The 11198-nt window shown below is 61.0% G+C and carries 7 protein-coding genes; 1 reads left to right on the top strand and 6 read right to left on the bottom strand.

Features of this window, described 5'->3' with window-relative positions; translation table 11 throughout:
* Positions 1–187: 187 nt before the first annotated feature.
* The 3 genes from AB5Z25_RS10300 to AB5Z25_RS10290 form a co-directional block, all read right to left on the bottom strand.
* On the bottom strand, positions 188–382 hold the full coding sequence (locus AB5Z25_RS10300; RefSeq protein WP_368135511.1) for a hypothetical protein: 195 nt from the start codon (positions 380–382) through the stop codon (positions 188–190).
* Between the two features lie 60 nt (positions 383–442).
* Complete coding sequence (locus AB5Z25_RS10295; protein ID WP_368135510.1) at positions 443–2470, bottom strand: KUP/HAK/KT family potassium transporter; 2028 nt, start codon at positions 2468–2470, stop codon at positions 443–445.
* 158 nt (positions 2471–2628) lie between these two features.
* On the bottom strand, positions 2629–3501 hold the full coding sequence (locus tag AB5Z25_RS10290) for a nitroreductase family protein (protein WP_368135509.1): 873 nt from the start codon (positions 3499–3501) through the stop codon (positions 2629–2631).
* A gap of 214 nt (positions 3502–3715) precedes the next feature.
* Here AB5Z25_RS10290 and AB5Z25_RS10285 point away from each other — a divergent pair, with 214 nt between their 5' ends.
* On the top strand, positions 3716–6016 hold the full coding sequence (locus AB5Z25_RS10285) for an LTA synthase family protein (RefSeq protein WP_368135507.1): 2301 nt from the start codon (positions 3716–3718) through the stop codon (positions 6014–6016).
* A 436-nt stretch (positions 6017–6452) separates the two neighbouring features.
* On the opposite strand, the gene bilS is transcribed toward AB5Z25_RS10285, so the two are convergent.
* The 3 genes from bilS to AB5Z25_RS10270 form a co-directional block, all read right to left on the bottom strand.
* The gene (bilS, locus tag AB5Z25_RS10280) at positions 6453–7004 is read right to left on the bottom strand and encodes a flavodoxin family protein BilS (protein WP_368135506.1); all 552 of its coding nucleotides are present in this window, start codon (positions 7002–7004) and stop codon (positions 6453–6455) included.
* A gap of 127 nt (positions 7005–7131) precedes the next feature.
* Positions 7132–8991: an ABC transporter ATP-binding protein gene (locus tag AB5Z25_RS10275; RefSeq protein ID WP_368135505.1), complete on the bottom strand. Its 1860-nt coding sequence runs from the start codon at positions 8989–8991 to the stop codon at positions 7132–7134.
* Positions 8992–10836, bottom strand: coding sequence for an ABC transporter ATP-binding protein (locus AB5Z25_RS10270; protein ID WP_368135504.1), 1845 nt, complete (start codon positions 10834–10836; stop codon positions 8992–8994).
* Between the last annotated feature and the right edge of the window lie 362 nt (positions 10837–11198).

Genomic DNA, 11198 nt, shown 5'->3' with positions numbered 1-11198 from the left:
CATGTCTCCAGTGGAATACGAGCGGCAATACGCTTGAGGATCCTTAAAAGAAAGTCCAGTTTATCCTTCCCACTCCAAACCTCCCATTTCCCGATGTCCAAGAAATGGGAGGCAGTTCACAGGCACCTTTGTGGTGGTTTTCCCTCGTGGTGGTTCTAAGTGTAAAGCCTTCTACGACCGGCAGCCGCTAGACAAACAGCACGTGCGCGAGCAGGGCACACACGCACACCACTCCAAATACCAGCGCCACGATCGAGATCACGCGGTCGGCCATGTCCATGTTGGCGCGATTCGTAAAGAACCGATCTTCGGCGGCGTCGGCGCGCGCCTCACGCACCATTTCGACCACCGCCTCACGGCCATCGAGCGCCTTTGTATCCATGTTTACCTCCCCGGCCTCATGCTTATCCATCAAAAACTAACTCCGTGTAGCCGCCGACGTCTACGGCCGCTCGTTGGGGGCCAGGCGCTGCATCTTATTCACAGCCTTGAACTTGGTGAACAGCGGCACGTACTCAAAGCTCACGTTGGAGTTCTCCAGGCCATACCAGCGTGCAGGCGTGCCGGCGGCGCGGCGGATGATGTACTTGAGCGTGATGGCCGTACGCTCGCTGGGCTCCACATCGCTTTCGGGCGCCAGAAGCTTACGGATCAGGACGAACTTGAACGTACCGATGTTACCCGGATCCTTGTAGACCGAGTAGTCATGCGTCTGCGGCGGCAGCTCGCCGGTGGCAGCCAGGTCCTGAACGACCTGACGCAGATAGGCATTGACGCGCTGGTTAATCTTGTAGCCCAGGTACAGATGCACGCGGAACACGTAGTCAGTGCCGAACGTCTCGACCGAATAGGCAAAGGTATGCGGCTCGTCCATGGTCTCGACATTCACGAACCACCAGGCGCGAGCGCGCTTGGGATGCTTGTCCAGAATCGAGTAGACGATATCACGGTCGATGTAGTCGGTATGGGTGTCCTTGGTCAGGTACACGATGTTGTCGCTCAGGCGCTCGTAGCGATCGTCATCGCGCAGGCGCTTGAGCTGCGGCAGGTAGCTGCGCAGCGGCAGCAGCGTAAACTGGCGCTGCTCAACAGCCGTACCGTTGTACCAGCACACCATAATGCCCATGATGAGCGCGGCCATCAGAATGGTGAAATAGCCGCCGTGGAAGAACTTGGTGAGCGAGCTCACGAAGAAGAAGCCTTCGAGCAAAAGGAAGAAGGCTGCGAAGATCCACGGAGCAACCTTGAGCTTGCGCTCCTCGTGCAGGTAGAAGAAGAGCAGCAGCGTGGTGCACATCATAGTCAGCGTAATGGCAAGGCCGTAGGCGGCTTCCATATGCGCCGAGTTCTGGAACAGCAGCACCACGATGACGCAGCCGACAAGCATGACGTTGTTGACCATGGGGATGTAGAGCTGGCCCTTGGTCTCGGCAGGGTAGAAGACCTGCATGTGCGGCATAAGGTCCAGACGGCTGGCCTCGGACACCAGCGAGAATGCACCGGTGATGAGCGCCTGCGAGGCAATGATGGCCGCGACGGTGGAAAGGCCGACGGCAAACGGGCGCAGGCCCGGGGCGAGCATCTGGTAGAACGGGTTGAGATCGGCAATGCCCATGAGCTCGGGGTTGGCAGCGTTGTTCATAAGCCAAGCGCCCTGGCCCATATAGGACAGCAGCAGGCAGCACTTAACGAACGGCCAGGTAGCGTAGATATTGCCGCGGCCGACGTGGCCCATGTCGGAGTAGAGCGCCTCGGCACCGGTGGTGGCGAGGAAGCAGCTGCCCAGAATCATGATGCCCGCGTGGTTGTTGGGGCTCAACAAAAAGGCGATGCCGCGGAGCGGGTTGAGGCACAGCAGCACGGCGGGGTGCTGTAAGACAAAGAACAGACCCGTGCCGCCCAGGAATAGGAACCACAGCGTCATGATGGGGCCAAAGGCGTGACCGATCTTGGCCGTACCGATGCGCTGTACCAAGAAGAGCACGATGATGATGGCGAGCGTAATGGCGACGACGCGGCCCTGGTCATCGCCCAGCACGGCATGAACCGCCGGGATAGTGCGCAGGCCCTCGATGGCCGTGGTAACGGTAACGGCCGGCGTCAGGATGCCGTCGGCGAGCAACGCGGCGCCACCCAGCATGGCGGGGATGATAAGCCACTTGCCGCAGCGCCTGACCAGGCTGTACAGGGCAAAGATGCCGCCCTCACCATGGTTATCGGCGCGCAGCGAGATGAGCACATACTTGATGGTGGTCAGCAACGTGACCGTCCACACGACAAGGGAGAGCGCGCCGAGCACGAACTCCTCCGTGACGCTTCCGATGCCGCCGTTGCCGGCAACGAGCGCCTTGGTTACATACATGGGGCTGGTGCCGATATCGCCGTACACCACGCCTAGCGTGACGAGCATCGCCGAGATGCTCACAGGAATCGCAGCGTGCGAGGCTGCCTCCTTGGCCTTTTGTTCCATAAGCCGGTTTCCTCCCAACTTTAATGTTCGAAGGGATTATAGGTAATCGGCCCATGTTTTAATGCACTGTTTTCCCAGCTAGATAAAGATTTATACAGTCTTTAGGCTACCGCGGCGATATGAAGTGTGACAAAGGGACTATCCCCTTGTCACATTCGTCATTTTCCGAGCCAGTTTTTGAACCACCACTCCATGGAGCGGCTCATCTCGGCCATAAAGGGGCTCGTGTGCTTGCGGGTGTAGATATCCACGACGCGCTCCCCCACCTCGCGGGCGTGCGGGCGAAACATCGCATCCATCTCGGCCACCTGCGCATCCATGGTCGCGGCATCGGCGCGGCGATAGCGTTCCTCGTGTACCAGGTTTACCACGGGGTGCGCGATTGCCGGGCGTTCCTTACGGGGCGTGCCGATGATGAGCATCGACAGCGGCACGGTATACGCAGGCAGATCCAGCAGCTCGGCCACTTCCTCGGCATTCTCGACGATATCGCCGATGTAGCAGCTCCCCAGGCCCAGGGCCTCGGCGGCGACCACGGCATTTTGCGCGGCGATCACGGCGTCCTGTGCCGCGATGGCAAAGTCGCCCAGACCCGGCGCGCGACGGGGCGACTTGCCCGTGCGCTCTACAAACTCGGGCTCAAAGCAGCCCACATGCTCAAACAGATCGATCCACTTGGCATAGTCGACCACAAATATAAGTGCCCAGGGCGCCTTGGCAATCATAGGCTGATGGTCGCACAGGTCGGCCAGGCGATCGAGCGTGGCCTGCTCGCGGATGCTCACGATGGAATACATCATCATGGCGCCCGCCGACGGCGCACGGCTCGCCGCATGCAGAATCGCCGCCCGCTGCTCGTCGGTCACCGCCACGGGGCGGTCGTCGTCATCACGCGCGAAGGCACGCGTGGAGGAACGGTGCTCCAACGTGTCCAGCACCGCATTGCCCGTCGTCTCGACCGGATAGCCACACGTATCCACGCCCACAGCTCCGTCGCCGCCCATGTCCGCCTTGCAAACTTGCTCGCTCATCGCCCTACCCTCGCCATTTCTTTAAGAAGCCTTTACGTTTCCGTGTAATTCCCGTCCATTATCGCGCAGGTCGCCACTACATTGCGCCACACCGCCACACGTGCGCGTTAATATGGCTGGTTGTTGTGCGCAGCCACCAATTGCAGCGCATATCTTGGTAACAATCGGGTAAACCTTCGCTTTCGTAGGTTTTAAGTTTGTGAGGAGTCTGAGCATGTTCGCAGCCGCTATCTCGCTCGTCGGTCTTGCGGCGACCGTCTACCTTGTTTTGCGCGAGGCCAAGGCCATTCGCGCTCAGTCGGGCACCGTTGCCAAGGGCGCCTTCGCCTGGAGCGTCGCCTTCGGCCTGTTCCAGCTCTTTTTGACCATTTGGGGCGCTATTGGCCTCGTCGCCCAAAACGAGCCGCTCGCCTTTGTGATGCTCATCCTGACCAACGCCATCCTCACCGGCTGCGCTTGGGCCAGCATCGCACGCGACCGCATCGCCCCGCGCGTCTTTGCGTTCGCCAAGCCCGACGCCCCCGCCCCCACCGGCAAGCTCGCCCGCCTGCGCGGCGCCTTTGTGGGCAAACCACTCGTCGCCGCCGTCCTGTGCCTGCTGCTCGCCGGCGTCTTTGCGCTGCTGGGCATGGAGGTCTCGTCCAACCACGACTTTACCTGGGTCTACCCCCTGTGCATCCTGCTCGAGTGGGCCATCATCACCGTGCTCATGGTCGGCCTGTTCTTCCTGTTCCAGCGCCACGGCGCAGCTCCCGCGGTCCTGGCCTTTGCCCTCTTTGTCCTGGGCATTGCCGAGTTCTTCGTCATCACGTTTAAATCCATGCCCATCCAGCCGGGCGACCTTTCGGCCATCTCCACCGCCGCCGCGGTCGCCGGCACCGGCTACACCTTCTCGATCTCACTGTTCTGCGTGCTGTCCATGGGCTTTACCGCCATCGCCATGCTGCTGTGTGAGTACGCCGGCCTGGTGGCACCGCACCGTCAGAAGGGCGCCGCCAACGCCAAGCGCATGCTGCTCACCAACCTGCTCGTCGCCGTACTGTGCCTGGGCGGCGTGACCGCGCATGTCACGCTCATCGACTACTACAACACCCTCGGCATCACCGTCTACACCTGGCGCCCGCTCGAGAGCTACTGGCGCGAGGGCTACCTGCCCGCTTTCATTAGCGCAGCGCAGTCCATCAAGCCGCCCAAACCCGCCGACTACTCCGTCGACGATGCCAAGGCCACGCTCAAAAAGTACGCCAAGGCCTACGACAAGTCCGACACGGCCAAGAGCGACGAGCGCGCCGCCGCAAAGGAGCAGTTCGATAGCGAGAAGCCCACGGTCATCGCCATCATGAACGAGACGTTCTCGGATCTGTCGATCTACCAGAACATGCGCGCCGGCTACGAGGGTCCGCAGTACTTTAAGAACCTGTCCGACTGCCTCAGCCGCGGCAAGCTCTATGTGAGCGCCTACGGCGGCGGTACCGCCAATACCGAGTTTGAGTTTATGACCGGCAACTCCATGGCCAACCTGGGCTCGGGCGTGTACCCCTACACCATCTACAACATGGAGACGACCGGGAACCTGGCAGAGCAGTTCAAGTCGCTCGGATATTCCACCACGGCCATGCATCCCAACCACGCGACCAACTGGAACCGTGAGAACGTCTACAAGGACTTTGGCTTTGACCAGTTCCTGTCCATCAACGATTTCCAGGGAGCCGACACCCTGCGCGGCATGGTGACCGACCAGGCTACCTACGACAAGATTCTTGAGCTGCTCGACCAGAACGCCGATCCGCAGTTTATCTTCGACGTAACCATGCAGAACCACTCGGGCTACGACACGGGCCTGCTGCCGGTCGACAAGCAGATGCACCTGAACATCGACACGACCGACCTGGACGCCAAGACCGTCGAGGACGGCACGCTATCCGATGTCGATGAGTACGTCTCGTGCATCGAGCAGTCCGACCAGGCGCTGCGCTACTTCCTCAACGCCCTGAGCAAACTCGACCGCAAGGTTGTCGTGGTGTTCTGGGGCGACCATCAGCCGTTCTTCCCGTCTAAGTTCAACGACAAGTGGTTTACCGGCGAAGACGACGCCACGCACCAGGAGCGTCTGTGGCAGACCGACTACATCATCTGGGCCAACTACGACGTTGCCGGCTGCGACCAGACAAGCGAGGTCGACGACCTGTCCACCAACTACCTGTCCACGCAGCTTATGCAGCTGATCGGCGCACCGCTGACCGACTACCAGAAGGCGCACATGACGCTGCGCGAGTCGCTGCCCGCCATCAACTCGGTGGGCTACGAGGACGCCAGCCTGCGCTGGGCGCTCTCCTCCAACGTCACCGGTGACGACGCCGAAGCCGCAGCCGCCACCAAGGCGCGCGAGGATTACGCCAAGATGCAGTACTACGAGATGTTCCGCGACGGCAAGAACGTGTACACCGAGCACTTCCAGACCGAGGCCAACGAAACCGACCCCAACCTGGCGCCGGGTACGACCAAGATCAAGTAGCAGCGCGTCTTAACTGGTTCGTCTGCCCGGCGACGCGGAACGTAAGGTTCCCTGCTCGGTCAGTCCTGCGCAAGACGAAGGCCACATTAAGTGGCCTTCTTTGCGTGCGGAACTCGCGATGAACCTTACATACCTCCGCCCGGACAGACGCCCTGTTGTTGGAGCGTGGCTTGTCTTGGGTGTATCGCCGAACATATATAAGTTGAAGGCCACGTTATGTGGCCTTTTTTTCATCCGGAAAGCCCGTCCCACCCTGAATACATCCAGCGAACGCATGCGAGCGTGTTGTCCAGGACGGGCTCGTCATCGGGGTGATGGAAAATGTCACCCCAAACGCTTGCCACGGTTGCGCCCGCGAGTGTCAAGAAAAAAGCCTCGAGGATTTCGAGGCTTTCACATTTGTATTGTTTTGCACGAAGCACCACACACGACGAAGCTACTCGCCCAGCACGGCCTTCTTGGCGGCTGCGGCCATGTTGTCCAAGTCCTCCTTGGTGGGATGGTCCTTTGCGGCAAACCAGTTGTCGAGCAGCATCTTATAGCGCGCGTTTTCGGGTTCTTGCTCAAGCATTGCCTCGTAGCGCTGCTTTACGGCAGGGCCCATCTTGCCCTGGCACATCGCCCAGCCCGCAAGCTCGGCATCATTGGCCAAGTTAGACGATACGCGGTCGATAATCTGCCTAAAGTACTCCTCGCTGGCGCCAAAACCGCAGGTACCAAACAGAAAGACGCGCTTGCCGTGCAAGGCGGAGAGCAACGCCGCGACCGAAGGCGTGCACGCGCCCTTGTCGCACCAAAAACCGACGAGCACCGTGTCGGCCGCGCAGGCGCCCTGCGCCTCGAGCGCAACCTGATTTGCATCCGCATCGTCGCTCAACGCCGCGGCATGGACAAACTCAACGCCCGCAGCCTGCAGAGTGCGCTTGATCGCACCCGAAACCATCCTGGTATTACCGCTCTTGCTGTTAACCACCAAAGAGCACGTCATAGTCACGTTGCCTCGTTTCCCCCAAAACTAAAGCCACTAATGCAATTTATTAGATGAATATCTTAGTACTAACGTGACAGATGTAAACCACCGTCTGTCGATTGATTAATTTGCCCCACGGGCTTGTTCACTGGGCAAACTGGCTGCGGTAGAGCTCGGCATAGAAGCCGTCTGCCGCCAGCAGCTCGTCGTGTGTGCCACGCTCGATAATCTGGCCGTCGCGCATGACCAGAATGCAGTCGGCGTTGCGGATCGTCGACAGGCGGTGCGCCACCACAAAGCTTGTGCGGCCGGCCATGAGCTCATCGAATGCCGCCTGCACCTGCAGCTCGGTGCGCGTATCGATACTCGAAGTCGCCTCGTCCAGCAGCAAGATAGCCGGATCGGTGAGCATAACGCGCGCAATGCACAGCAGCTGCTTTTGACCCTGGCTAAACGTGCCGCCGTCCTCGCCGATGACCGTATCGTAGCCGCCTGGCAGCTGCACGATAAACTTGTGCGCGTGCGCGCGCTTGGCAGCTTCGATAACCTGCTCGCGCGTGGCTCCTGGACAACCGTAAGCGATGTTGTCCGCCACCGTGCCCTCGAACAGCCATGTGTCCTGCAGCACCATGCCAAAGGCACGGCGCAGGCTCGAGCGCGTATAGTCACGCGAGGAACGACCATCGACCATGATGCGGCCGGCATCGATATCGTAAAAGCGCAGCAGCAGGTTGATGAGCGTCGTCTTGCCACAGCCCGTGGGACCGACGAGGGCATAGCGCATACCGGGCTTGGCATCAATGCAGATATCCTGCAGCAGCTTGCGGTCGGGCACATAGCTAAAGTCCACGTGTTCAAAAGTCACCTCGCCACGCGGGGCGGCAAGCTCCACGGCGTCTGGCGCATCGGGCTCCTGCTCGCGTGCATCGAGCAGCGCGAACATGCGACGCGCCGAGGCGTACGCGGTCTGGATTTGCGTAATGACGTTGGTAACCTCGTTGAACGGCTTGGTGTACTGGTTGGCGTAGGACAGAAAGATCTGCACGCCGCCCACCGTAAGCGCCGCGGGCACGCCCGTGATCACGCCCACGCAGCCGATCACAGCAACCACGGCATAGATGATGTTGTTGATAAAGCGCGTGCCGGGGTTGGAGAGCGAACCCATAAACTGCGCGCGCTCGCCCGCCGTATAGAGCTCGGCGTTGAGGACATCGAAGCGCTGTTGAGCGTGCGGGCCGTAGGCGAAGGCGTCCACGAGTTTTTGCTCACCCACATACTCCTCGATATGACCACCGAGCTGGCCCTGGATGCGCTGCTGGGCCGTAAAGCTCTTATTGGAAAGTTTGGCGATGGCACCGGCCGCAAAGATGGAAAGCGGCGTGACGAGCACCACCACAAGCGTCATGGTCAGGTTAATGGAGAGCATAAACGCGAGCGTGCCAACGATGGTGATAACGCCGGTAAAGAGCTGCGTAAAACCCTGCAGCAGGCCGTCACCCACCTGATCGACGTCGTTGACCACGCGGCTCATGAGGTCGCCGTGGGCATGGCTGTCGATAAAGCTGAGCGGCATGCGGCTGAGCTTGTCGCTCGCCTCCACGCGCATGTCGCGCACCGTCTCGTAGGACAGGCGGTTGACGCAATAGCCCTGCAGCCACTGGAAGGCCGCAGCGCCTACGACGACAATCGCGAGCTTAGTGACAAGCGGCAGCAGTGCGTCAAAGTCCACCTGCCCGGCGGCGACGATGAGGTCGATGCCCTCGCCGATGAGGATGGGCGTGTAGAGCTGCAGAATCACCGAGACGGCAGCACTCACAAACGACGCCGTAAACGAAATGCGGTGCGGACGGACGTAGCCCAGCAGGCGGCGAGTTACCGCGCCTACGGGGTAGCGCTCGGGGTCGCCGGGCTGGCGCGGACCGTCACCCAGGTCGTTGAGGTTATCGTTGCCGGACACGTTGGCCGTCATCGTGGCGACCGAACCAGAAGAGGTGTACGGATTCATTTAGCAGCCCTCCTTTGCGCAGACGGATGCGGAGGCGATCGGTGCGGACGCGGGCGCCGTGCTCCCCTGCTGGCCCTCGAGCTCCTCGCGGCGCAGCTGCGACTGGCAAATCTCGCGATAGAGCCGACAGGTCGCATAGAGCTCGTCATGTGTGCCCAGGCCGGCAACCGAGCCGTGGTCGAGCACGCAGATCACGTCGGCATCGCGCACGGTCGAGACGCGCTGGCTCACAATCACCGTGGTCAGCGGCAGCCCGCCCTTGGCGGCACCGCGCATGCTGCGCTCGCGAATGGCATGGCGAAGCGCCGCGTCGGTCTTAAAGTCGAGCGCCGAGGCAGAATCGTCCATGATCAATATCTGAGGCGAACCAACCAAGGCACGCGCGATAGTCAGGCGCTGACGCTGGCCACCGCTAAAGTTCTTGCCGCCCGCCTCGACCGGGGCGTCTAAGCCCTGCGGCTTGTTGCGCACGAACTCGCTGGCCTGCGCCATGTCGAGTGCCACCCAGAGCTCCTCGTCGGTCGCAGCTTCATCGCGCCAGGTCAGGTTGCTGCGGATGGAGCCGCTCACCAGCGATGCGCGCTGCGGAACGGTCGCGACCACACGGCGCAGCTGGTCGAGCGGCCAGGTGCGCACGTCGACGCCCATCACGCTCACGCTGCCGGTGCTCGCATCGTACAGGCGCGGGATGAGCGAGACGAGCGTGGACTTGCCGCTACCCGTACCGCCGATAATGCCGAGCGTCTTGCCCAGCGGGAGTTCCAGCGTCACATCGTTGACAGCATTGGCCGCGCCAGCGCCAAACGAGAAGCTCGCATGGCTCAAGCTCAGCGCGGGAACTGAAGCGACATTGCCCGGCTTGGGCAGCGCGACCGGCTGGTTGCCCTCGTCAGCGATGCCCGGCACGCAATTGAGCACCTCGTTGATACGCGACGCGCTGGCGCTCGCCTTGGTAAAGACCACGACCAGGTTGGCGACGTACACGATGGAGGTCAGGGTCTGCGTCATGTAGTTGACGAACGCCATGACCTGGCCCTGCGTGAGCTCGCCCACGCTGACCTGGATGCCGCCCACCCACAGGATGGCGCACACGCCCAGGTTCATCACCAAAAACGTGACGGGGTTAAGGACCGACGAGAGCTTGCCCACCGCGATGGCGGTATGGGCCTGGTCATCGGCGGCTTGGGCAAAGCGCTCGCGCTCGTGATCTTCGCGTACAAAGGCACGAACCACGCGGGCGCCCGAAAGCCCCTCGCGGCAGATAAGCGCGATGCGGTCGAGCTTTGCCTGCAGCTGCTTGTAGTACGGAATGCAGCGCGCCATGACGACCCAAAATACCAGGCCAATGGCGGGCGTGCAGATCAAAAAGATCACGCCGAGCTTAAGGTCGATGGCAAGGGCCGCGCACATGGAGCCCACCGCCAAGAAGGGCCAGCGGATGAGCATACGCACGCCCAGCGCCACGGCAAGCTGCACCTGGTTGACGTCGTTGGTGATACGCGTGATAAGCGAGGGCGTGCCAAAGCGGTCGAGTTCGACATAGCTCAGCTTATTGATGTGCCGGTAGAGCGCACCGCGAATGTCGGTGCCCATGCCCTGCGAGGTGAGCGCCGCCATCTTTTGGCAAACAAGCGTAAACGAGATGCCGATTACAGCCATGGCGGCGAGCACCATGCCGTAGCGGACGACGGCACTCACGTCGTGCGCACCGATACCTTTATCGATCATCTGGGCAATCACCAGCGGCGTCAGCAGGTCAAAGATCACTTCAATCAACTTGCACGCAGGGCCAATCACCATATACCGGCGAAACTTACCACCAAAACGCCTGAGCAGCTCAATCATAAAAAGGCGCTCCCTATCATCATCTCAATTCAATCTGATTCATGATAGTACGGAGAACCCTGGAGATGCGTAAGCAACTCGTTACAGATGTAAGGGCAACGGTCACTAGCGCCCAAGGCACGTAGCAGCCGATGTTTTGGCAACGCCAGCGAGCGGCATAACGCCGGGGATTCAATTATCAGATAAATGTGACCCTTCAGGCGGTTTTGGTCGGCTACCCGCGGGTGCCGGCAGGGCGCTTGGTAGTCGAGCGATCCCGCAGGCGAAGCCGAGGACCAGCGAGACACCAAGCGCCCTGCCGGCACTCGCGGGTAGCCGCGGCACCAAAAAACGCCTGCGCACTCGATGGATTCGGATGCCCG

Source organism: Collinsella aerofaciens (genome assembly GCF_040910325.1).
Classification (GTDB): domain Bacteria; phylum Actinomycetota; class Coriobacteriia; order Coriobacteriales; family Coriobacteriaceae; genus Collinsella; species Collinsella aerofaciens_BL.
The sequence above is the reverse complement of the archived record's forward strand: the minus strand, read 5'-3'. Positions and strand labels throughout refer to the sequence as shown.